Source organism: Planococcus halotolerans, assembly GCF_003289955.1.
GTDB lineage: Bacteria > Bacillota > Bacilli > Bacillales_A > Planococcaceae > Planococcus > Planococcus halotolerans.
Genome location: NZ_QLZR01000005.1, coordinates 54,724 through 78,357 on the forward strand (window position 1 = coordinate 54,724; position 23,634 = coordinate 78,357).

A 23,634-nucleotide genomic window follows, 5' to 3' on the forward strand; every position below is an offset into this window, starting at 1 on the left:
TTATTGATGGTAATTCCTTGACGAAAAATAGTCTACCCCCTAAACTGTGTATAGTTAGTTGAGGGGGTAGACTATTTTGGATCAACGAATACAAGAAGCAGTGGATCTCTTTACGGAAGTGATGGTCTATGGCACAGAGAAAGTCATCAAGTCAGTCGATCATCCGCTTTGGAAGGAATATTCACCTGAACAGATGCAGATGCTGAAACTGATCAGCAAAGAAAAACAAATAACTTCCAGCCGTCTGGCAGTGCTGCAATCAGTACATAAATCTGCAATATCGAGCAGGATTAAAAAGCTGCTGCAAAAAGAATTGATTCGCATTGCCGAAACGGATGATAAGCGGACGAAAATGCTTGAAATAACAGATGCAGGCAGGGAAGTTCTGGCGCAGTCAGACAAGGCTTTGACCGAATACATCGAAAAGCTGATGTCGGAGCAGATCGAGGACAAAGAAATAGACGAGTTCCTCATCATTTTCCGTAAGCTTAAAAAGATTCTAAAAATGGATGAGGTGTAAATTATGAAGACGATATTAAAACTTAAATGGCCGATCCTGATCGGTTTAATCATATTGACAGCCGCTCTTTTCCTCTTGGCGCCAAACTTGACCGAGCAGGCGGAAGAAGCGGGGTCATTCCAGCTTTCTGAAGATGCTTCATCCCAGCAGGCCGCGGATATTCTGGCGGATGCCGGAGCTGCTGCACAAACCATTTCCGTCGTCATTCCAATGGAGTCGGAACTGGATGATTCAATGCGTGATACGCTGGAGCAGATGGTTGCGGATATTGAAGCGATGGGAGAACCGGTTACGTCTGTGTTGAACCCGGTGGAAAGTGAAGAACTGGAAGAACAACTGATTTCGGAAGACGGAGAAACGATCTTGATTCCAATCACCTTGGATGGTTCCGATGAAGAAGTGAACCAGGTTGCGGATGAAATTCGTAAAAATGTCATCCCCTCCGATTTAACAGCTTATATTACAGGTGAAGCTATTATTAATAATGATGTTAACATTAGTGCCCAGGAAGGTTTGAAGCGTACAGAAATCATTACAGTCATATTGATTTTCGGCTTATTGCTGGCGGTTTTCCGTTCGATCGTGACGCCGTTCATACCGCTTGTGGCAGTCGGGATTTCTTATTTGCTCAGCCAATCGATCGTGGCATTTTTCATTGATTGGTTCGGATTCCCGGTTTCAAACTATACACAAATATTCCTGGTAGCGATTCTGTTCGGGATCGGTACCGATTACTGTATCCTGCTGCTCAGCCGTTATAAGGAAGAATTGTCTTCCGGGCATGGTGTGGAAGATGCAATCGTCAATACGTATAGAACGGCTGGGCGCACACTGCTGATTAGTGGACTTGCCGTATTCATCGGTTTCTCTGCCATTGGTTTTGCGGATTTCCCGATCTTTAAATCAGCTGTAGCCGTCGCGGTGGGGATTTTTGTTCTGCTGCTCGTGCTGTTTACGGTCGTACCGTTCTTCATGGCGGTTCTGAAGGAAAAATTATTCTGGCCGTCAAAAAAATCCGCTTCCCATTCAGACAGCAAAATCTGGATTTGGATGAGCAAGCTGTCGATCAACCGGCCTTTATTGTCGATGCTGGTTGTAGCAATCATTACCGTGCCGTTATTGTTTACGTATGATAACGATTTGTCTTTCAACACCGTTGACGAAATCGGCGGGGAATATGAATCCGTGAAAGGACTTCGGGCGATTGAAGATGGCTTTGGAAAAGGTGAATCTTTGCCTGTCCAGGTTATTTTCAAATCTGATGATGCTTTGACGAATGAAGAAACGATTCCTTATTTTGAACTGGTCAGCCGCGAAGTTGAAAAAATTGACGGTGTCGATTCGGTTCGTGCCATTACGCGTCCGACAGGGGATGTAATTGAGGAACTGTACGTTGATGAACAATTGGGCTTGCTGGCGGATGGATTAACTGAAGCCCGCGACGGTCTTGGGGAAGTTCAGGCTGGTCTTGCAGAAATTGAAACCAATCTATCCAATATTGCCGGCCAGACTGGCGGTTCAGGTGGAATTGGTGAAGCTGCAGCGGGTCTTGGACAGCTGAATGACCAACTTGGGCAAGTTACACAAGGCTTGCAGCAAACCGGCAATATTCAGCAGACTGTAGGCGCGTTGACTCAAATCAGCGGCGGTCTTACTGAAATCGAGCAAGGTCTTCAAGGGGCAGCCGGCCAGACTGGTGAGCTTGGTGCAGGTCTCGGCCAGCTTGCTGAAGGAGTCGCATCCGCCAATGAAGGACTTGCAGAAATTGAAGGCGGCCTTACTGAAGCGTCTGAGATGATGCAGTCGATGAGCGACAGTGACTCCGTGCGCGCGACGGGTTTATTCATTCCCGAAGGAACGCTGGATGAAGAAGAGTTCGAACAGGTCTTTGACCGCTATACATTCGCTGATGAAACAGGCGTTATGATGGAAGTCATTCTCGCTGAAGATCCGTATTCACCGGAAGCGATTGATACGGTAGCGGAAATCAAAGAAACTGTCGAGCGAAGCACAGTTGCGACACCGCTGGAAGATGCCGACATTGCGTTCGGCGGAATCGCCAGCATCAACAGCGATTTGCAGGATATTTCTTCAAATGACTTTACAAACACAGTGGCAATCATGCTTGTCAGCTTGTTTATTGTCCTGGCTGTTCTGTTCCGTTCATTGATCATGCCTCTATATATGATCGGTTCATTGCTGCTGACGTATTACACTTCCATTGCCATCGCGGAGTTGATTTTCGTCAACGGTCTTGGCTTCGACGGTATCAGCTGGGCAGTGCCGTTCTTCGGCTTTGTCATGCTGGTGGCTCTTGGCGTCGATTATTCCATTTTCCTTCTCGACCGTTTCCGTGAAGAATCTTTCAACGGCATTTCGGTTCGTAAAGCGATGTACACATCGATGGCGAAAATGGGTACAGTCATCATCACGGCAGCCATCATACTCGCCGGCACATTCGGCGCGATGATGCCTTCGGGTGTATTGAGTCTCGTACAGATTGCGACAATTGTTGTTACCGGTCTGTTGCTTTACGGTTTACTTGTGCTGCCGCTGCTCATTCCGGCAATTTCGGTGTCATTCGACCGCGGGGTCTGGTGGCCGTTCGGCAATCGTAATCGTGAAAATAAATAAAGATGAATAATAGATTGAAGCTGCTGGCGCCATCCTTACAGGGTGTGCACCCACAGCTTTTTTCTGTTAATGAAGGATTTATAGCAGCCATGTTATAATGGGGAAAGAATGAAAAAATGAAACGGGGTATATGCACTATGCTTACATTTGAGCAAAAACTGGAAATCATCGAATCATTTCCTGAACTGACACGCAAAGACGTATCAATGAAACGCGTCAATTTCCATTACGAAGAAAGTCTCTACGACAAGAAAATCGTGGTTTATCATCTGCACCCGACAGGCAATGGCTTTGTCTATGTCGGCAACTTGCCGCATTACGAAGCGGACAAAAAAGGCTTCGTCAATATCCGCGACTTTTCGGAAAAGGAATTGCGCAGCATCCTTGCCGATTCTCTGGATTATTTGTCATTGGAACCGGAACCGCCGTACGATAAGACCTGGACGAACCGCGACAACGAGAAAGTGGATTTGGTCTATGACGAGCCATTCTGGAATGTCTACGCCGGCAAAAACCTGGAAGAAAGCTTCGGCACTTTCAGCGATGCTGAAGACTATTTGATTGACCAGGGTTTTAAAGAGCCAAAATAATGGAAATCCGCTTACTGAAAGATGGCGATGATCTCCCCTTGGACTTGCTGTTGGAAGCGGACCCGTCTGAAGAATTTGTCCGGAAATATTGCGGACGCGGCTGTGTCTACGAAGCGCTAGTCGGCGACTCACTTATAGGGGTATATGTCTTATTGCCGTTATCGGGCACAGCCGTAGAAATTAAAAACATCGCTGTCGCAGAGGATGTGAGAGGGAGAGGCTACGGTAAGAAGCTGATTCTTCATGCTTTGTCTGAAGCGAAACGGTTGGGATTCGCCAATGTCGAAATAGGCACTGGCAATTCGAGTGTTAATCAGCTGATGCTGTATCAAAAATGTGGATTTCGCATCGACTCGATCGACCGTGATTTCTTTACGCGCAATTATCCGGAACCGATTATTGAAAACGGTATCGAATGCCGCGACATGATTAGGCTGGTTTATACTTTTTGACTTAAACTCTTCCTTTTGGGGAAGGGTTTTTTTATGGTTAAGGAAGAATCGCGGATAAATCTTAAAAAATCGCTGATAAACTATGAAAAATCGCCGATAAACTGCTAGAAATCGCCGATAAACCTCATAAAATCGCCGATAAATAATACGTTAAAGGCTGGAAGCCTATGTCACCCATTCAACTGGATGGTCAAACAGATAAAAAGGACATCTCACAACTTCAATTTATCGGAGCATTATAAAGGAGCCTTAGCGCTCCTTTTTTTCGTGTAAAAATAAGAGGCAGGAAAAAGAGGAAAAAAACAGTAAATTTCGGTATGCTTGAAGCAAGGAGTGATGACATGTTCAAGAAAGTGACTTTATTTACTAATAAGCTCGATGAAGTAAAAGGCTTTTATGAATACCAACTGGGTTTCCGGATTGTTGAAGAAGACGAATCCAGCTTTATGCTGGCAATCGGTGAATCCCAGCTTATCTTCCGCGAATCCGATCGCCCGGCTTTCTATCATTTTGCCTTCAATATCCCAGGCAACCAGTTCACTCTTGCCAAAGGCTGGGCAAGTTCACGTGTGGAATTGAACCGCCAGGAAGGAATGGATGAAATCTATTACGCGAATTTTGATGCGGATGCATTTTATTTTGAAGATCCTGCCGGAAATATCGTGGAATTTCTCGGGCGCCGGAATACCGACAGGATGGGGAATTTCACTGTGGATTCATTGCTGAATATCAGTGAAGTCAGTATAACCACCCCGCATGTAGCGGAAGTCGGCAAGCAGATCGAAGATATGGAAATTCCGGTCCGCGGCAATAAAGGCATAGATCCCGGTTCGTTGAATTTTCTTGGACAGGGAGCGGCATTCATCCTTCTTGTTGCCCCGAAAAGAACCTGGTATTTCTCGAAGAAAAAAAGCGAGGTCCATCCGGTGTCGATCGAATTGACGGATGGCCGCCAAATCGATATTGATGAAGAAGGGCGATTCGGTACAGCGGTTCCGGAAAATCCGTTGTCAGACCGCTTGGAGGAAATGGAGTTCTCAGGAGCCGCCATGCTGAAAACAGATGAAGAATGGTCGATAGCCAAAGGGATGGCAGACCGGGCAAATGCGCGGCCGAATGCGGTGAACACCCGGTTTGGCATAGCTTCAGGCTGCAAAATATTCACCGCTGTGGCAATTGCCCAATTGGTCGAGGAAGGTAAATTGTCATTTGATGATGTCCTGTCCGAATTGCTCCTAGAACATTTCCCGAATTTCCCTGTGACAATTCATCAATTACTGACGCATACGTCCGGGATCCCGGATTATTTCGATGAGTCCGTCATGGATGACTTTGAAGAACTGTGGCAGGACCTGCCGATGTATAGAATGAAGAACACGAGAGATTTTCTTCCTCTCATCAAGGATAAGCCGATGAAGTTTGAACCGGGCGAAAGTTTCGAGTACAATAATGCCGGCTTTATTGCGCTCGGCATGGTGGTTGAGAAGCTGAGCGGCAACGATTTTAGCGATGTGATAGAAGAGCGTATTTTTCAGCGCGCTGGCATGGACAGATCGGGTTATTTCCAATTGGACCGCTTGCCGGCAGAAACGGCAACTGGTTATATAGATGAGGGGGCGACCTGGCGCACGAACCAATACACTATTCCGATCAAGGGCGGCGCTGACGGCGGTGCTTATACAACGGCCGCGGACATGGCTGTTTTTTGGGAGCAGTTAATGAATTACAGCCTGCTTTCTGAAGAAGGGACACGCAATTTGCTGAAGGTGCACGCTTCGGATGAGGAAGGCCATTACGGCTACGGAGTATGGATTAAAAAAGAAGAAGATGAAATCCTTAAATATCATGTGATGGGCTACGATCCGGGGGTCAGTTTCCATTCAGGATTTTATCCTTCCAACGGCAGCACGTTAACGGTATTATCGAATGAAAGCGCTGGTGCATATGATGTTATCCAATTGATTGAACAGGAAAAAATGAACTGACAGTCGTAAAGGAGTAGAAGTCCATGAGCGGTAAAAAACTGGCATTATCCATTATTTTCGGCACGATTGGCTTAGCCGTACTGATTTTTGTGGTTTTCCAGCTGTATTTCATGCTGAATTAACAGCAAAACAAGAGGTGATCCGCGTAAAACGGATCACCTCTTGTTTTTGTATATGCTAATAATGCTTTTCTGAAAGTGTAATTTATTCGTGGGGAAGGGGGCAATTAAAACTTGGTAAAAAAACTTTTTTTGGAAATAAAATAAAAAAATGGATTCTTCCGAAGAAGAATCCATTAAGAGTTATATTTAGATTAAGCTTTTTGTACGTTAGTAGCTTGAAGACCGCGTTGGCCTTGCTCGATATCAAACGTTACTTCTTGGCCTTCGTCAAGAGACTTGAAGCCTTCGCTTTGGATTGCTGAGAAATGTACGAATACATCGTCGCCGCCTTCTCTTTCGATGAAGCCGAATCCTTTTTCTGAGTTAAACCATTTTACTTTACCTTGTTCCATGTGTGTTTCCTCCTCGTATGCGTAAGCATACATTGTATTACTATCCTTGCTCAAATCTTGCAGATGAACATCTGACACTTTTTAAAAGTTATCCGAACAAAAATAATTCTTCCTTAGAATAACACGGGTATATTAAAAATGCAAGCTTTATGTAAAAATTGGTCCGCTGGCTTAAAATCTTTTATTTAATTATACTAATAGAACGATAAGGACGAAGGGGTGGGGAAATGAAGAAAATCATTGTGTGCGGCGTTTCAGCGGGTGCCGGAAAATCCACGTTTGCAAGAAAACTTGGGGAAAAGCTTGAAATGCCAGTGCATCATTTGGATTCTTATTATTGGAAAGCAGGATGGTTGGAAAGAGAAAAGGAAGAATTCAGAGACAAGCAGCGGCAGCTGGTTAAAGAAGATACCTGGATTATAGAAGGAAACTACGCCAGTTCGATGGAAATCCGTCTGGCAGAAGCGGATACTTTCATTTATTTGGAGCTGCCTTTAAGAGTTTGTCTATACCGGGCTTTGAAACGATGGGTTCTAAACTACGGGAAGACCCGCCCCGATATGGCAGAAGGATGCCCTGAAAAGATGGATAAGGAATTTTTGAAATTCATCGTCACGACTTATGCGGACAGAAAAATTGAGATGCGGCAAAGGGCAAAAGATTTTATTGCCCGTGGACCCGATCACCAGTCGGTTATTCTGCAGACGCAAAAGCAGATAGACGGCTTTTTGAAATGAACTGCCGGCTCATTGGATGGCACATCAAATTATTGTCTAATTTGCAGTAAAATTTAAAAAACTCGCTTACATAGGAAAAAATAAATGGTATCATAAAAGTATAAATCTGAACGGTTGGGGGAAGCGGAGATGAAAGTTTTATATGAAGGTACTATCACCCATCAGGTTCTTCGGAAAAAACTGCCTCTGCACATGAAACGGCTTTATCTCGAAGATCTGCCGGCTATAGAAGAAGTACAAGAAACAGTAGTTGCTGCCATGCCGGAAAGAATAGCTTTACAGCCTTTATCTACAGAAGAATTTCTTTTCATCCTCAATGAACGCGGGCTGATGGTTGGTGCCTATGCAGAAGATAAACTGATCGGTTTCCGCGCACTGTTGATTCCTGAAATCGATGAAGAGCATCTCGGCTATGACATCGGATTGTCTGAAGAGGAGTTGCCAAGAGTGATTTATCAGGAAATTTCTGCTGTGCTGCCCGCTTATAGAGGGAACCGGCTGCAACAGAAATTAGCTGATGTCATTATGAAGGAGCTTCCAAAACTTCCGGGGAATTTCCGTTACGTCTGCTGTACCGTCGCACCGATGAACATCCCGAGCCTGAAAGACAAGTTCACGCAGGATATGTACATTGGCGCATTGACTGAGAAGTATGGAAATAAAGAACGGTATGTCTGTGTAAAAGACCTTGAAAATCCCTCAATCGGGTACGAGGATTTTGCGGCAGCCAAACTGGACGACTTCACCAGGCAACATCAATTATTCGATGCCGGTTACGTCGGCATCAATTTTCAAATGAAAAACGGTTTCCACGAAATTCAATTTGTAAAACCCATTCTTTAAATAGAATGGGTTTTTTCTTTTATCGCATAAAAATAATAAATAATTCTGAAACTTCAAGCCTTTATTACCGTATATAAGATAAGATGGAAAATAGTTACCTGGAATGGGAGGTATTGGAATGGAATTGTTTGGTGTAGGGGTGGAGCAAATTTATATGTACGGCTTGCTGATTGCGGCAGGGCTGACTTTACTTTACGTGCTGTTCGGCGATATGGCCGATGCCGGAGAAGGGCTTCCGCTATTGAACCCAGCTGTACTGCTGGCATTTTTCACTTTGTTTTTCGCCATCGCCTTTGTGCTTGAAAAAGCGGGCGGACTGAACAGTGCCAGCATCATCCTAATTTCAGCAACAGCAGCGGTGGTGCTGGACTTCCTTCTTTATTTCTTTGTTTTATTGCCATTGAAATCTGCGGAATCTTCGATTGCCTATACCGAAGAATCGCTCCTCGGACAAGTGGCTAGAGTGATTATTCCGATTCCTGTCGACGGTTATGGCGAAGTGGTGCTGGAAACGTACGGCGGAATGATTTCGAAGCGGGCAGCGGGCTATGACAATGAACCGATTGCGCAGGACGAACAGGTGCTGATCATTGATATCGCTGACGGCACGCTCTATGTCAGGGAATACGAGCCTTTTGTATTAAGAAATAAAAAATAGAAAAACCAGGGGGAAATCAGGATGGAAGTGTGGATCGTTATTGGAGTGGTGGCAGCTATATTACTGGCGTTGATCGGAGTATACGTCACAAAATACAAGACGGTAGGACCGGACGAAGCGTTGATCGTTACGGGAAGTTATTTGGGGTCGAAAAACGTACATACCGACGATTCGGGTAATCGCATTAAAATTATCAGAGGCGGGGGCACGTTCCTGCTGCCAGTGTTTCAGCAGGCGGCGCCGCTAAGCTTATTGTCCAGCAAATTGGAAGTGACGACGCCCGAAGTCTATACGGAGCAAGGTGTTCCGGTCATGGCGGACGGGACGGCAATCATCAAAATCGGCGGTTCCATTTCTGAAATCGCAACAGCTGCTGAGCAGTTTTTAGGGAAATCAAAAGAGGACCGGGAAAATGAAGCGAAAGAAGTCCTGGAAGGTCACCTCCGTTCCATTCTGGGGTCGATGACCGTAGAAGAAATTTATAAAAACCGCGATAAATTCTCGCAGGAAGTTCAGCGTGTAGCGTCGCATGATTTGGCGAAAATGGGCTTGATCATCGTGTCATTTACCATTAAAGATGTACGTGATAAAAATGGCTATCTTGATTCGTTAGGTAAAGCACGTATTGCCCAGGTGAAAAGAGATGCGGATATTTCAACCGCCGAATCGGAAATGGAGACGCGCATCAAACGCGCTGAAGCTGGCAAAGAGGCACAGCGTGCGGAGATCCAGCGCGCGACTGAAATCGCCGAAGCGGAAAAAGAGAATCTGTTGAAAGTGGCAGAATACCGCCGTGAGCAGGACAGTGCAAAAGCCCGGGCCGATCAGGCGTATGAACTGGAAACAGCGCGTTCGAAACAGGAAGTTGTAGAACAGGAAATGCAGATCCGCATCATTGAACGCCAGAAGCAAATTGAGCTGGAAGAGAAAGAAATTCAACGCCGTGAGCGCCAATATGACTCAGAAGTGAAGAAAAAAGCGGATGCTGACCGTTATGCTGTGGAACAGGCAGCCGAAGCTGAGAAGTCGAAACAGCTTGCAGATGCTGATGGCCAGAAGTACCGGGTCGAAGCTATGGCGAAAGCTGAGGCAGAGAAAGTCCGCTTGGATGGTATGGCGAAAGCTGATTCCCAGCGTGCACAAGGTGAATCGGAAGCTGATGTCATCCGTCTGAAAGGTCTTGCCGAAGCCGAAGCGAAACGTAAAATCGCGGAAGCCTTTGAAATGTACGGCCAAGCGGCTACACTCGATATGATCGTGAAAATGCTGCCGGAATATGCAAAACAGATTGCCAGCCCACTTGCCAATATCGATAAAATTACTGTTGTCGATACCGGCAGCGGCGAAGGCGGCGCCAATAAAGTGACCTCGTATGCAACGAATCTGATGTCGACTCTGCAAGAAACGCTGAAGGAGTCATCTGGCATCGATGTTCGTGAAATGCTCGAGAACATGAGCGGGAAATCGGATTACGCTGCTACAATTGAGCAATTGCGGTACGAATTGGCGGAAAAAGAGACGCCTGTGAAGTAAGCAGAATTTCACATACATTAAATTGTATGGAAGGAAAATAGTTACATTAAATATTAATAACCCAAACCAGCCACGAAAAGCTTTTGCTTTTTGTGGCTGGTTTTTGGTTTCAGGGAACCGCTGAGGGGGAAAAGATAGGCGATATAGTATGAAATTATCATTTATGCTGTATTGTTGCTTCTCTGTCATTTTGTAGATTTAATTAGGGTGGTAGAACGTGATAATAATATTGTTAAAATGATAAATTCATGGTAAAAGAAAACATTTACTTAAGGAGCACCCTATGAACATACAATTTACAGAAATACCTCATCTCACATCCCTTTCCTTAAACGGACCCAAAGTCCAGGAAATAACTTCCATCGTTTATAACTCAGTGGAGACAAAACAAGGATCCGCTTTCTTTTGTGTGACCGGAGAAAATACAGACGGCCACTTATATATTGAAGAAGCAATCGATAAAGGCGCATGTGCCATAATCGGGACAGACAAAGACATGCTGAATCAGCATTTCAACTTGTTTCCTCAAGTGACATTTTTGCAGGTTGAAAATTCAAAGGTTGCCATGGCGCACATTTCCAATTACTTTTACGGCAACTCACAGGATCGGCTGATTAAGGTCGGCGTTACAGGCACTAATGGTAAAACCACCACAGCCACCTTCGTTTACAGCCTTTTTAATTTATTGGAAATGCCATGCGGATTTTTAGGCACTACCGGTATATGGTCTTCAACCGGCAAGCTCGCTTACAAGAAAAGCACCCCGACTACACCCATTTCCTCTGATATACATAATATCTTTTCGCAGCTGTCTGCCCAAGGAGACGTGTCAGCCGCAATGGAAGTTTCATCTATTGCGCTGGATCAGAAAAGGGTGGAAGGGATCATCTTTGATGTGGCAATCCACACGAATATTTCAGAGGAACATATGGAATACCATAAAACCTTTACTCATTATCTCCAATCAAAACTGGAATTATTCCGGCAGGCGAAATCGGCTGTCATCAATTTGGATGATGCCGGCATGTCTCAGGAGATTTTGGAGATTGCTCAGTATCCCTGTCTTACCTATAGTGCGGACCCTGATTCCGGAGCGGATCTGATTTGGGGAGACTGCCGGACATTGGATGAGGGATTGGCTTTCAATTTAATATATGGAGGTATTGCAAGACGGGTTCAAGTTCCTATATTCGGTGAGTATAATGCCGGAAATCTGACTGCAGCGATTGCTGCGGCTTTATTGGCCGGGAAATCCATTGAGGAGATTTTAGCTGTCTTGCCAGAGCTTCCGCAGGTGGAAGGGCGGTTCCAGGTTCTTGCCGGACCCGAAGGCAGAAAAATTATCCTCGATTACGCCCATACACCGGTAGCCATTGAGCTTGTATTAAATGAAGCGAAAAAGTTACCGCACCGACGCCTCATCGCGATGATTGCAGGTATCGGAATCCGCGATTTCTCCAAGATGCCGAAAATGGCAAAAGCTGCGGAAGGCAGAGCGGATACGATCATCGTTACAGTTGACCATCCGGGCTATAATGACCCCAACGATGTAGTGGATGCAGTGGTTAAGGGCTTTACAGTCCCTTATAAACAGGAAGTATTGACGGCACCTTTACGCAAGGATGCTGTAATAGAAGCATTAAAGGCAAGCGGACCGGAAGATATCATCCTGTTATCCAGCGGCTGCATCAACGGCGCTCAAATTATCAAGGGTGAATATATTCCGCATTCGGATGAAGAGATTATTGAGGAATTTTTTATGCAGCAAAGACATTGATCGACGCCTGCGAGATCAATGTCTTTGCGACGAAGCAGCGTAGCGATGCAACGCACTTTCATGTCTCGAAGCTAGCGCAGCGATGCAGAGACAGGAGCAAAAGTTTTAAGTTGATTTGCGGTATATCGGTTCTTGATATCAATTTTTCAGCAGGATTATAGCGACTTTTCACTTGTCTAGACTCCAGCGCCCAGATTCTCGGTTCATAAGCCACTTTGGCTGTGCGGCAAAGAACGCCGCTTCGCCAAATCGTCTTATGCCTTTCGAATCTTAACGGGCGCTTCCGCTTTTCTAGAGAAAAGTCGCTTTTTCACGTTTTTTTGTGTTTAATAGAGGAGAAGGTTTAATTAGACATAAGAATTGGAGTGAATGGAATGCAATATCGTACAGAGAAAGACACCATTGGTGAAATTCAGGTTGAAGCCGACAAAATGTGGGGAGCTCAGACACAGCGCAGTGTCCAGAACTTTGCGATCGGCACTGAGCGTATGCCGCATGAAGTGGTAATTGCGTTTGCCCAATTGAAAAAAGCGACAGCGAAAGCTAACCATAAGCTTGGAAAATTATCTGAAGCGAAGATGAAAGCGATCGAAACTGCAGCCAATGAAGTAATCGAAGGCAAATGGAATGACCATTTCCCATTGGTTGTTTGGCAGACAGGCAGCGGAACGCAGTCGAATATGAACATGAACGAAGTTCTGGCACGCCGCGGAAACGAAATTTTAGCGGAACAGAATTCTGAAGAGAAACTTCATCCGAACGATGATGTGAACATGTCCCAAAGTTCAAACGACACTTATCCGACTGCTATGCACGTTGCAGGCGTATTGGCTGTAACCGAAACATTGATCCCTGCTGTTCAGAAATTGAAAGCGACTTTGGCTGAGAAATCGGAGAAATTCGATGACATCATCAAAATCGGACGTACGCATCTTCAAGACGCAACACCGTTGACGTTGGGCCAGGAAATCAGCGGATGGAAGCATATGCTGGAGAAAAGTGAGCGCATGATCAGCGAAAGCGTAAATTATATGCGTGAATTGGCAATCGGCGGCACAGCGGTAGGAACAGGCATCAACGCAGATCCTAAATTCGGCGGCTACGTTGCAGAATTCATTGCTGAAGCTGTTGGCTCCGAATTCACTTCAGCTGAAAATAAATTCCATGCACTGACAAGCCACGACGAAATGGTTTATACGCACGGCGCCATCAAAGCACTTGCGGCTGATGCAATGAAAATTGCAAATGATGTACGTTGGCTTGCCAGCGGACCACGCAGCGGCATCGGTGAAATCACGATTCCAGCCAACGAACCAGGCAGCTCCATCATGCCGGGGAAAGTTAACCCGACACAGAGTGAAGCGTTGACAATGGTTGCAGCACAGGTAATGGGGAATGACGCGACAATCGGCTTCTCTGCCAGCCAGGGGAATTTCGAATTGAATGTGTTCAAACCGGTCATCGCCTACAACTTCCTTCAATCAGTGCGATTGTTGGCAGACAGCCTGGTAAGCTTTAACGACCACTGCGCAGTGGGTATTGAAGCGAACCTGGATGTCATCCAAAACCATGTGAATAATTCATTGATGCTCGTAACTTCATTGAATCCGCATATCGGCTATGAAAAAGCGGCAGCGATTGCCAAACAAGCCCATAACGAGGGCTCGACATTGAAAGAATCAGCTGTGAAGAGCGGACATCTGACAGCCGAGCAATTCGACGAATGGGTTAAACCTGAAAACATGGTTGGCAAATAAGTGAATATTATGAAGCGGCCGGAAGCTTTTCCGGCCGCTTTTTTAAGTTTTAAGCCGCAGTATAACGGCAGCAAAGGATTTATTCTTTAATTGTCGAAGTCTTTTATTCAGAAAAGAATTTATGGAAGAGGTGCATTATGCAAAAAACATTTGTGATGTCATGGAGCGGCGGAAAGGATTCCGCGCTGGCGTACTACCGGGCTGTGCTGGAAGGGCATGTGCCGGTGACTTTACTGACAATGTTCGAAGAAGACGGATCGAAATCGAGGTCGCATGGTCTGCCGCTGGAAATTATGGAAGCGCAGGCGGAACGGATGGGGCTGCCGCTGGAAATCGGGAAGGCGGACTGGAAGGACTATGAGAAGGAATTCATCAGCCTTTTAAAGAATTTTAAAAGTGAAGGCATCGATATGGGTGTTTACGGCGATATCGATCTGGAAGATCACCGGGCATGGGTGCAGAAAGTCAGTAAGGAAGCGGATATCGAAGTCAGCCATCCGCTATGGGGAGAACCCCGGCGCAAATTGTTGAAGGAATTGATTGCGGAGGGATTCAAAGCTGTGATTACGGTGGTGGATACGGCGCGAATGGATCCGAAATTCCTCGGCAGGGAATTTACGATGGAATTGATCGAAGAGCTTGAGGCTATCGGAATCGATGCGTGTGGTGAAGAAGGGGAATTTCATACAGTCATACTTGACGGACCGATATTTGTCGAAGCGGTTCCTGCAGTGTTCGGACAAGTGATTGAGGCAGGGCAATATCGGGTGCTGGAAGTGAAACTTCAATAAGAGGAGTGGAAGCCATGATTCAATTTGTAGGGGTTGAAGAAATTCATATTCGCCAGATGTCCGCTTTATTGGCAAAAAGGCATGAAAAAGAGCGGAAAGCATTTCCTTATTTGCCGCAGGCGTTTGAGGAGATTGATGAAGCCGAGAATGTAATCCGTAAACAGCTCGAAAAACCTTTTGTCAGCGGCATTGTGGCCGTCCGCGGGATAGATGTGACCGGCTACCTGCTTTACGAATTCAAGGAAGACACCGAACGGGGCCGTTATATTCTGATGAATTATGAATCCGTCGCAATCAGCGATAAAGAGCATCCAAGCCTGCTGCGGCTGCTTTATGCGGACGCCGGGGCTGAATGGATCAAGCATGGCTATTTCACCCATGTTCTGATGATTCCCCTGGGAGAACGGGCCTTGGTGGAACAGTGGCTGGAGCAGGGATTCAGTTATGAACAGAAATACGCAATCCTCCAATTAAAGGATTTCGAAGCGTCCGGAGATTCCGATGCGGATAAGGTGGTTATCCGGAAAGGCGGACAGGCGGACGCCCCTTTGCTGAAGAAAGTGGCTTTATGGAACAGCATTCATCAGGCTGCTGCTCCGTCCTGGCATCCGATTACAAAAGAAACGATGGAAAGCATCAAACGCAGCTATATGGATTTATCCGAAGATAAAGAGGCTTTTCTGTGGATCGCGGAACTCGGCGAACGCGTTGCCGGCTTCCATGTTTATTTCCGAAAAGAAGACGGGGCCAGTCTGTCTTCGCCGTTAAATTGTGCGGTGCTGCCAGCGGCTTCAACCAATCCAGATATGCGGGGCAAAGGGATTGGCCGTGTGCTCGCCAATCATTGTTTTGTGGAAATGAAAAAAGAAGGCTTTAATTATCTGTACGCAGATTGGCATACGCCGAACCAGATCGCTTCCTATTTCTGGCCACGACTTGGCTTTGAACCGTTCATGGTGAGGATGTCGCGAAAAATAGATCCAAGGATTGCCTGGGCACATGGTGATTGACAGGTAAAACACATGAAATCAACAATTATTCGCCTCTCAAAACATAGTGGCACGAGGGCTTTCAGTTTACTTAGAGCCTGGATGTGATACAATTACGACCATTATGATTGAAAGGGGAATACATTTTGACTAAGAAAATGCTTTTAAGCCTATTGATCGGTGCCTCAGTTATGGTGACAGCGGCATGCGGCAATGCGGATGAAAATACAAATGAAGAAGAAACAGCAACCGAGGAACAAGCAACTGAAGAGCAAGCTCCTGAAGAAAATGGTGAAACAGCTGAACAGCCGGAAATGCCTGAGCCTGATTTAGAAGGCGTACCGGACGTTGTCGCTGAAGTGAACGGTGAAGAGATAAAGAAAGAGGAATTTGAAAATGCATACGTTGGACAGTTCCAACAAATGGCTATGCAGGCGCAAATGTCCGGCCAGGAAGTTGATCAGGCGCAATTGAAAGAGCAGGTTGCCGAAAGTTTAGTCAGCCAGAGATTATTGATTCAGGAAACAGAAAATCGTGAAATCGAGGCTTCTGAAGAAGAAGTCAACGAAACTTTGACTGTATTGGCAGAACAAAACGGCATGGCTTCATCTGATGAATTTTTAGCTGCTCTTGAAGAGCAGGATCTTTCAGAGGAAGAAGTTAGGGAGCAGGTTGCATCACAAGTAAAAGTGGATAAATTGATCACTGAAGAAACAGGGGATACTGAAGTTTCAGAAGAAGAACTTCAGACGTTCTATGATCAAGTGAAAGCGCAGCAGGAAGAAATGGGCGGCGAAGAATTACCGCCGCTTGAAGATATTAAATCAGAACTTGAAGCACAGCTTCTACAGCAAAAAGAGAATGAAGCAGTACAGGCATTAGTAGCAGAACTGCGTGAAGGCGCGGAAGTAACAATCAATATTTAATGAAAAAAGAGAACCAGGTCCCCATTTCGGGGGACCTGGTTCTCTTTTTGCTGATCTGTATTTAGATTGTATCGGCGTTTTGAATAAGGTTCAAAAACTGCTTCGTCCGCTCTTCTTTCGGGTAATCAAAAATTTCCTGCGGCGTACCGCGTTCTACGATACGACCCGCATCCATGAACAATACTTCATCCGCTACGCCTTTGGCAAAGCGCATTTCATGCGTGACGACTACCATGGTCATGCCTTCAAGAGCCAGTTCTTTCATTACTTGAAGTACTTCTCCGACAAGTTCAGGATCAAGTGCTGAAGTCGGCTCATCAAAAAGCATCACTTTCGGTTCGAGCGCTAGCGCTCGGGCAATGCCGACACGCTGCTGCTGGCCGCCGGAAAGCTGGAAAGGATATTCATTCATTTTTTCTTTCAGTCCGACTTTTGTCAATAATTCTTCGGCTTTTGCACGTGCTTCAGCCCGGTCGATTTTTTGTACGGTGACGGGTCCTTCCATGACGTTTTCCAAAGCGGTCATATGCGGAAAGAGGTTGTAATGCTGAAAAACCATAGCGGACTGTTTTCTGAACTCCATTATTTGTTTCTTTGGCAAGGGTTTCGAGAAATCAGCCATGTGGCCGTCAATGGCCACTGTTCCAGCAGTGGGCGTCTCCAATATATTCAGGCAGCGAAGGAACGTCGTCTTGCCAGAACCGGAGGGGCCGATGACAACGACAGCCTGGCCTTTTTCGACATTGAGGTCTATGCCTTTCAAGACCTCAAGATCTCCAAAGCTTTTATGCAGATTATTTATGGCGATCATAGGAGTCTCCTTTCTGAATTCATGGGAATGAAATTAAGCTTTTGATACATAACGATCAAAACGATTCTCCAGGCGTCCCTGCACCAATGATAGAAGGAAGCAGAAAATCCAGTAAAGAAGGCCTGCCTGTGAATACAACAGGAGGAATTCGTAGTTGAAAGCGGCAATTTCCTGTGCCCGGCGGAACATCTCTGTCACGAGTATGAAAGAAGCAAGAGATGTATCCTTTACCAAACTGATAAATGTATTTGATAGCGGCGGAATGGATACACGCGACGCCTGCGGAAGAATAATCCGCTTTAAAGCCTGGCTGTATGACATGCCGATTGTATTGGCGGCTTCCCATTGGCCTTTCGGAATCGACAGAATCGCTGCCCGGATAACTTCAGAAGCATACGCTCCGACATTCAGGGAAAAGCCGAAAATGGCTGCCGTAAAAGGTTCAAGCGTAATGCCCACTGTCGGAAGCCCGTAGAACAGGATGGACAATTGAACCAATAGCGGTGTACCGCGGATAATGGAAACATAAATTCGCGCGATGATTTGAAAGAACTTTACTGTGGAAATTCGGGCCAGTGCTGTTAAAGTAGCCAGAATCAGCCCGATTGTGAACGAAATCAAAGTCAAAGGAATCGTATACTGAATTGCTCCCTCCAACAAAGGAAGGAACGATGACTGGGCAATGTCCAGTAACCGTTCCAATCTTTCGGGATTTGTGAAAATACTATTCAAGTACATTTTCGCCAAACCATTTCTGTGAAATTTCGTCATACGTGCCGTCTTCAATCATATCTGCAAGTGCTTTGTTTACTTCATCGACGATTGCGCCGCTGTCTTTTCTGAACTGCAAACCGCTTTGTGAAGCTTCATCTGATTCGTCAGCAATTTGGATTGGTGCATCCGGACGCTGATTCATGAAGTCCAGAACAGAAATTTTATCGTTTACTGTTGCATCGACACGATCTGATACCAATAATTCGATGGCTTGGTTGAATCCTTCAACGCCTGTCAGTTCAGCGCCGTATTCTTTTGCGATATCGGCATAGTTGCTAGTCAGGGATTGAGCTGATGTTTTGCCTTCCAAATCTTCAAATGATGTAATTTCTGTTTCATCTTCTTTAGTTACCAAAACAGCTGCAGAAGTGATGTACGGATCTGAAAAATCGTAGCTTTCCAAGCGGTCTTCACGAATACCAACCTGGTTTGCGACCATATCGAATCTTCCGGAATCGAGACCTGCGAACATTCCATCCCATTGTGTTTCAAGGAATTCGGCTTCAACGCCAAGGCGTTCAGCCACTTCGCGTGCTATTTCAACATCGAAACCTGTTAATTCGCCTGATTCGTCATGGAAAGTGAATGGAGGATAAGTTCCTTCAGTTCCAACAAGTAACGTACCTTCTTCCTGAACTTTCGTCAGTAAATCTTCAGAAGAACCGGTTGCTTCCTGATTCTCTTCTGTAGATGTGTCTTCTGATGAATCGCCGCAAGCAGCAAGCAATAGAACTGCCCCGAGCACCATCAAAATAAATAAAAGTGATTTCTTCATAATTTATCTCCCCTAATTCTTATAGTTTTTGTCGGCATTAAAGTTTGCTGTTTGAGTATAGCATCTTGTTTCGTCCTGCTCAATTAAAGATTCTTCAAAAAGTGAAAAAAAAATAAAAAAAGCCTCTCCTGGATGGAGAAGCTTTTAATACGTGTTATTTTTCGATATTCTCTAGCGCTTGTTTGACAGTACTGAAGGCGTTTGCTGTTGAAATTTTAATATTGCTGTTGATAGCGACTTGTACGAGTCCAGGACGCAGGCCTGTAATGACAACGTTTATACCCATTATTCGGAAAATGCCGCCGATCTGATGCAGTGATTCCGCTACATGGCGATTGATTGTCAGTACACCGGAGAAATCCAAAATGACGTAATCGACATTCATCGCGGCAATTTTAGGTATGACCTTATCCATGATAAAGGCGGCTCTGTCTTCGTCGATATAGCCGATCAGAGGAATGACAACGACTTCATCACGGATGGGCACAATTGGTGCTGACAATGAAAGCAGTTCTTCCTGCAATTCTTTTTTCGACTGTTCAGATAGCTGTTCGAATGCAAGTACAGTCTCATTAAGGCTGACATCAAGAACTTGGTTGATCCCTTTCAGGACAAGACCGGTATCCGCTGTTGAAAGGTCAAGTTCAAGGCTGATGCGAACCAGCGCCTCGGTAAAAATATCACGCGTTAAGGGATAACGCACAATGATGTCAGAGAGCTTGCCTCCGCTGTTCACTTGCATTTGAGCGTTGTTCTTGCTCCACTCGATTAAATGGTCCGGTATAAAACTTTTGCTTTCGTTTTTCAACGATTCGCTGAAGAAGCTCAAAAGTTTAACATACATGGACAAAGCCATCTCTTTTTCTTCTTCTGATATTCCCGGCTTGCTGCGGCTTACCACATACTCGACAACTTCTTTTGAAATTGAATGAGCATTCTCGCAGATATAAGAGGAAAACTGATCAACATCTGACATTTCCTTCACACCTTTTCTTAATTTCATATTTTTAGTATAGCCTAATTTTGTAAAAGAAGGGGCTTGAATCAGCAGTATTTACTGGCGATCGAGAAAAGCGTAAGCGCCCGTTTAGATTCGAAAGGCATAAGACGCTCTGGCGAAACGGCGTTCTTTGCCGTATAGCCAGAGTGGCTTATGACCCGAGAATCTGGGCGCTGGAGTCTGGACAGCGCAATACTCCGTTTTAAGAACCTTCTGATTAGAAAGTTATACTTTCTTATCTATCAAAGATAACCCAGAACAGAAAAGTTGTTTTCTGTTCTGGGTTATGGAAATGGCTGAATCATTCTTTACGGAACACCCAGGCACGCTGAGCTACAAATCCGAATATGAAAAGGATTGTATCCACTAATACCTTCAAAATTACTTCTCCGCGTCCGAGCCATTCCGCATACAGTAGATGCACAGAGCCCGCAGAAGTCAGCATGATGAAAGCGGCTAAAGCGAAATAACGGACCAACGATTTCCTCGATCCCTGCTTAAAGACCTTATTTCGGTTGATGTAATAATTGAATAAGGAGGACAGGATACGAGCAGCGATAGTAGCTATTATAATGAACAGTTCTGGCGCCGGGTCTCTGAGCAATTGGATGAATATCCAATATAATCCGATGTCGAGTGCAAAGGATGCTCCCCCTGATAAGCCGTAGAAGATGAAAATTTTATAAATATGGAATGAGTCCCTTAAAGGATTGAAATGCGACGATTTATTGTCATCGATATAGACGGTTTCAATCGTCACTTCCGTAACTTCGATTTCATTTTTTCGCAAGGCAGCGAGAACATTCATCTCGTATTCAAAACGTTCGCCGTTGACCTCTAATAATTGCGGAAGGTATTTGACAGGAATTCCCCTTAACCCAGTTTGGGTATCAGTGAGGACAGTGCCGGTCGATAGCCTGAACAACAGGCGGGTGAAGCGGTTGCCGAAACGGCTTCTGAACGGAATGTCCTTCTTGCTGAAATCACGGGCGCCAAGCACGACTTTGTCCGGCGTTTCCTGCATTTTTTTTGATAATTTCACCATATCACTGGCCAAATGCTGGCCATCCGCATCCGCTGTTATGACGGCGTCAAAAGGAAACTTATTCGTAAGTATGTATTGAAAAGCGGTTTTCAGGGCTCGGCCTTTCCCTTGGTTATCAGCATGCCTTAATACCGTTACTTCTTTATGTTCTTCGAGTGATATGAAAATATGTGCATGTTCCTTGCCGCTGCCGTCATCGACGACAATGATCCGCTCAAATCCTTCGTTGATTATCTTCTCGACGGTATTCAGGCATTTTTGATCTGGTTTATATGCTGGAATAATAATAGCGAATTGATTCACGTATGACCTCCTTTCCGGTCCTGCTGAATTGCAAGAATACCCCGATTTGTGAATCGTCCGTACAGTTAGGTAAGGCGCTGTTTTTAAATGCATATATATAAGAATACCCAAGCAGCGATGCTTTCACACAGCATCTTAAGGAAATCTTCAGAAACCTGCTTCATAATTATTAAGATTTTCTTCCTATACTAATGTTATCAGGGAAAGGGGAATAAAGAATGATAAAAATAAAAGATTTACAGCATCATTTTAAAATCGGGAAAAAAGGGAACGAACGGCATGTGCCGGTATTAAAAGGTGTCACACTGGAAGTAGGTAAGGGAGAAATAGTTGCAATCCTCGGCAAAAGTGGCTCGGGAAAATCGACTCTGCTCCACATATTGGCAGGTTTCATGTCGCCTGAAACGGGATCCGTCGTGGTCAATGGCCAGGAAACCGCCGCTTTAAAAGAATCGCAGCAAGCGAGCTTCCGATTGGAAAACTTCGGCTTCATCTTCCAGAATTTCCAGTTGATGCCCGGGCTGAGCGCTTTCGAAAACGTCGAATTGCCTTTGAAAATCAAAGGTATGGCTGAAGCGGAACGAAAAATGAAAGTCCAGAAACTGCTTGAAAAAGTAGGGCTCGAAGAAGTGGCTGGCCATTATCCGAACGAACTTTCCGGCGGGCAACAGCAGCGCGTCAGTATTGCAAGAGCACTGATAACGGATGCGCCAATTATTCTGGCGGATGAGCCGACCGGAAGTTTGGATTCTGAAACGGAAAAAGATATTTTATTGCTGATTCAATCATTGAATAAAAAGCTGGGTCTGACGTTCGTAATTATCACCCACGATGAAGAAGTGGCGGCTGTGGCTGATCGACAATACCGTCTGCACGATGGTGAATTAGTGAAAGGGGAGCAGCGCCATGCAGTTTAAGGATCAAATCGACTTTATCAGGCAGCATATGAAACGCAATAAATTGCGCGTTGCTACTACAATCTTAGCTGCCACAATGGGCTGCGCTTTTCTGATTGTCCTGGCCTCAGTGGGCTTTGGACTGCACCAGACTATCACTGATGATGTCTTGGATAATAATATGGTGACGCAGATTGAAGTAGCGGGTAAATCAGATGGAGAAGCAGAAATTCCTCCAGCGGACATACCGGATGCAGAACTTCAGCAGATCAAGGAAATGGCACATGTAATAGCAGTAGTGGAGCGCAACAAGCCTGAAGCGGAAACAGAGATTGTGATTGGCAATCGCAGTACATATTCCCAGGTTGTGCTATCCAGTATGGAAGAAGAACAAAAGGCGGGATTTGCTTTATCTGAAGGAAAGATGCCGTCAAAAGCTGAGGAAGTCGTAGTTGGCTACCATATGGCGGAACGATTGCTGACAGAAGCGGAAATGGAAAAGGAAGCCAATGGCGAAGAAGTGGCTGGCTTTGCCGGCAGCCTGATCGGCCAGACAGTGGAATTGGAATTGACGCCATTCACGGCTGAGGGAGAGGAAGCAGTTGAACCGTCAACATGGGAATTCGTTGTAACAGGCGTTGCCAAAGAACCTGCAAAGGATTGGATGACCGACGCCGGCATCTATGCCGACAGTTCGTGGGGACCTATCTTCAATGAAGAGTTGGGTCTGGAAAAAGGATACGAGAATATCCTGGTATATGCCGATGAGCTGCAGAACGTCGGCGGAATCACAAATGCCTTGAAAGAGGATGGTTATTACGTCTATTCCGTAACGGAAGAGTTAGGGACAATGAATGTCTTCTTTAATGGGTTAAAAGCAGGGTTGATCTTTGTGGGAACAATTGCGGTCCTGATCGCTTCCATCGGTATTTTTAATACGATGACGATGGCGGTCACAGAACGTACGCGTGAAATCGGAGTCATGAAAGCGATTGGCGCACAACCTAAACTGATCCGTAAATTATTCCTCATGGAAAGTGCTGCAATCGGTTTGATCGGTACAGCTTTGGCTGTCGCTATTTCCTATGGCATCAGTATACTCGCGAACTGGCTGGTTCCAATCATTATATTGAGTTCACTCGGTGAAGAGGATGCCAGCGGAATGTCGATTGTCATCTCCACAATTCCATGGCAATTGGTCGTAATCGCATCCGCGATCAGTATTGGGGTTGCGATGGTGTCAGGCTGGCGCCCGGCAAGGAAAGCGACACAAATCGATATCATTCAGGCTTTGAGACAGGAAATGTAATGGAATAAAAGAAAA

Annotated in this window: 22 protein-coding genes; 16 read left to right on the plus strand and 6 right to left on the minus strand. The window is 45.4% G+C overall.

What is annotated here, in order from left to right; genetic code table 11:
* The first annotated feature begins 76 nt into the window (after window positions 1–76).
* The 5 genes from DP120_RS12650 (at window position 77) to DP120_RS12670 (ending at window position 6,181) form a co-directional block, all read left to right on the plus strand.
* Window positions 77–520, plus strand: coding sequence for a MarR family winged helix-turn-helix transcriptional regulator (locus DP120_RS12650; protein WP_112224045.1), 444 nt, complete (start codon window positions 77–79; stop codon window positions 518–520).
* 3 nt (window positions 521–523) lie between these two features.
* Window positions 524–3,154, plus strand: coding sequence for an MMPL family transporter (locus tag DP120_RS12655; protein ID WP_112224046.1), 2,631 nt, complete (start codon window positions 524–526; stop codon window positions 3,152–3,154).
* Window positions 3,155–3,291: 137 nt separating this feature from the next.
* Window positions 3,292–3,744: a hypothetical protein gene (locus tag DP120_RS12660; protein WP_112224047.1), complete on the plus strand. Its 453-nt coding sequence runs from the start codon at window positions 3,292–3,294 to the stop codon at window positions 3,742–3,744.
* Window positions 3,744–4,196 (plus strand): GNAT family N-acetyltransferase, encoded by a 453-nt coding sequence (locus tag DP120_RS12665; RefSeq protein WP_112224048.1) that lies wholly within the window; start codon window positions 3,744–3,746, stop codon window positions 4,194–4,196. The genes DP120_RS12660 and DP120_RS12665 overlap by 1 nt, the downstream gene beginning before the upstream one ends.
* A 341-nt stretch (window positions 4,197–4,537) precedes the next feature.
* The gene (locus DP120_RS12670; protein WP_112224049.1) at window positions 4,538–6,181 is read left to right on the plus strand and encodes a serine hydrolase; all 1,644 of its coding nucleotides are present in this window, start codon (window positions 4,538–4,540) and stop codon (window positions 6,179–6,181) included.
* A gap of 313 nt (window positions 6,182–6,494) precedes the next feature.
* On the opposite strand, the gene DP120_RS12675 is transcribed toward DP120_RS12670, so the two are convergent.
* Window positions 6,495–6,695: a cold-shock protein gene (locus tag DP120_RS12675; RefSeq protein WP_006830093.1), complete on the minus strand. Its 201-nt coding sequence runs from the start codon at window positions 6,693–6,695 to the stop codon at window positions 6,495–6,497.
* Window positions 6,696–6,922: 227 nt separating this feature from the next.
* Between DP120_RS12675 and DP120_RS12680 the strand changes: the two genes are divergently transcribed.
* The 9 genes from DP120_RS12680 to DP120_RS12720 all read left to right on the plus strand — a co-directional run bounded on the left by DP120_RS12680 (window position 6,923) and on the right by DP120_RS12720 (window position 16,706).
* On the plus strand, window positions 6,923–7,432 hold the full coding sequence (locus DP120_RS12680) for a P-loop NTPase family protein (RefSeq protein ID WP_112224050.1): 510 nt from the start codon (window positions 6,923–6,925) through the stop codon (window positions 7,430–7,432).
* A 129-nt stretch (window positions 7,433–7,561) separates the two neighbouring features.
* The gene (locus tag DP120_RS12685; RefSeq protein WP_112224051.1) at window positions 7,562–8,275 is read left to right on the plus strand and encodes a hypothetical protein; all 714 of its coding nucleotides are present in this window, start codon (window positions 7,562–7,564) and stop codon (window positions 8,273–8,275) included.
* 118 nt (window positions 8,276–8,393) lie between these two features.
* Complete coding sequence (locus DP120_RS12690) at window positions 8,394–8,933, plus strand: NfeD family membrane protein (protein ID WP_112224052.1); 540 nt, start codon at window positions 8,394–8,396, stop codon at window positions 8,931–8,933.
* Between the two features lie 21 nt (window positions 8,934–8,954).
* Window positions 8,955–10,466 carry a flotillin family protein gene (locus DP120_RS12695; protein ID WP_112224053.1) on the plus strand — a complete coding sequence of 504 codons (1,512 nt, stop codon included), beginning with the start codon at window positions 8,955–8,957 and terminating at the stop codon, window positions 10,464–10,466.
* 283 nt (window positions 10,467–10,749) lie between these two features.
* On the plus strand, window positions 10,750–12,243 hold the full coding sequence (locus DP120_RS12700) for a UDP-N-acetylmuramoyl-L-alanyl-D-glutamate--2,6-diaminopimelate ligase (RefSeq protein ID WP_112224054.1): 1,494 nt from the start codon (window positions 10,750–10,752) through the stop codon (window positions 12,241–12,243).
* 374 nt (window positions 12,244–12,617) lie between these two features.
* Window positions 12,618–14,000 carry a class II fumarate hydratase gene (gene fumC / locus DP120_RS12705; protein WP_112224055.1) on the plus strand — a complete coding sequence of 461 codons (1,383 nt, stop codon included), beginning with the start codon at window positions 12,618–12,620 and terminating at the stop codon, window positions 13,998–14,000.
* Between the two features lie 137 nt (window positions 14,001–14,137).
* Window positions 14,138–14,791, plus strand: a complete 654-nt coding sequence (locus tag DP120_RS12710; protein WP_112224056.1) for a Dph6-related ATP pyrophosphatase — start codon at window positions 14,138–14,140, stop codon at window positions 14,789–14,791.
* A gap of 14 nt (window positions 14,792–14,805) precedes the next feature.
* The gene (locus DP120_RS12715; RefSeq protein WP_112224057.1) at window positions 14,806–15,801 is read left to right on the plus strand and encodes a GNAT family N-acetyltransferase; all 996 of its coding nucleotides are present in this window, start codon (window positions 14,806–14,808) and stop codon (window positions 15,799–15,801) included.
* Between the two features lie 125 nt (window positions 15,802–15,926).
* Entirely contained in the window at window positions 15,927–16,706 is a 780-nt protein-coding gene (locus tag DP120_RS12720; protein ID WP_112224058.1) for a SurA N-terminal domain-containing protein, read from the plus strand.
* 61 nt (window positions 16,707–16,767) lie between these two features.
* Here DP120_RS12720 and DP120_RS12725 read toward each other — a convergent pair whose 3' ends face one another.
* The 5 genes from DP120_RS12725 to DP120_RS12745 all read right to left on the minus strand — a co-directional run bounded on the left by DP120_RS12725 (window position 16,768) and on the right by DP120_RS12745 (window position 21,414).
* Window positions 16,768–17,517, minus strand: coding sequence for an amino acid ABC transporter ATP-binding protein (locus DP120_RS12725; protein ID WP_112224059.1), 750 nt, complete (start codon window positions 17,515–17,517; stop codon window positions 16,768–16,770).
* A gap of 33 nt (window positions 17,518–17,550) precedes the next feature.
* Entirely contained in the window at window positions 17,551–18,255 is a 705-nt protein-coding gene (locus DP120_RS12730; RefSeq protein WP_112224174.1) for an amino acid ABC transporter permease, read from the minus strand.
* Complete coding sequence (locus tag DP120_RS12735; protein WP_112224060.1) at window positions 18,242–19,066, minus strand: amino acid ABC transporter substrate-binding protein; 825 nt, start codon at window positions 19,064–19,066, stop codon at window positions 18,242–18,244. The genes DP120_RS12730 and DP120_RS12735 overlap by 14 nt, the downstream gene beginning before the upstream one ends.
* 154 nt (window positions 19,067–19,220) lie before the next feature.
* Window positions 19,221–20,042, minus strand: coding sequence for an STAS domain-containing protein (locus DP120_RS12740; RefSeq protein WP_112224061.1), 822 nt, complete (start codon window positions 20,040–20,042; stop codon window positions 19,221–19,223).
* Between the two features lie 325 nt (window positions 20,043–20,367).
* Window positions 20,368–21,414: a bifunctional glycosyltransferase family 2/GtrA family protein gene (locus DP120_RS12745; RefSeq protein ID WP_112224062.1), complete on the minus strand. Its 1,047-nt coding sequence runs from the start codon at window positions 21,412–21,414 to the stop codon at window positions 20,368–20,370.
* Between the two features lie 218 nt (window positions 21,415–21,632).
* On the opposite strand from DP120_RS12745, the gene DP120_RS12750 reads away from it, so the two are divergent.
* Window positions 21,633–22,331, plus strand: coding sequence for an ABC transporter ATP-binding protein (locus tag DP120_RS12750; protein WP_112224063.1), 699 nt, complete (start codon window positions 21,633–21,635; stop codon window positions 22,329–22,331).
* A complete protein-coding gene (locus tag DP120_RS12755) occupies window positions 22,321–23,619 on the plus strand; it encodes an ABC transporter permease (RefSeq protein WP_112224064.1) in 1,299 nt (432 codons plus the stop codon). The genes DP120_RS12750 and DP120_RS12755 overlap by 11 nt, the downstream gene beginning before the upstream one ends.
* Window positions 23,620–23,634 lie beyond the last annotated feature (15 nt).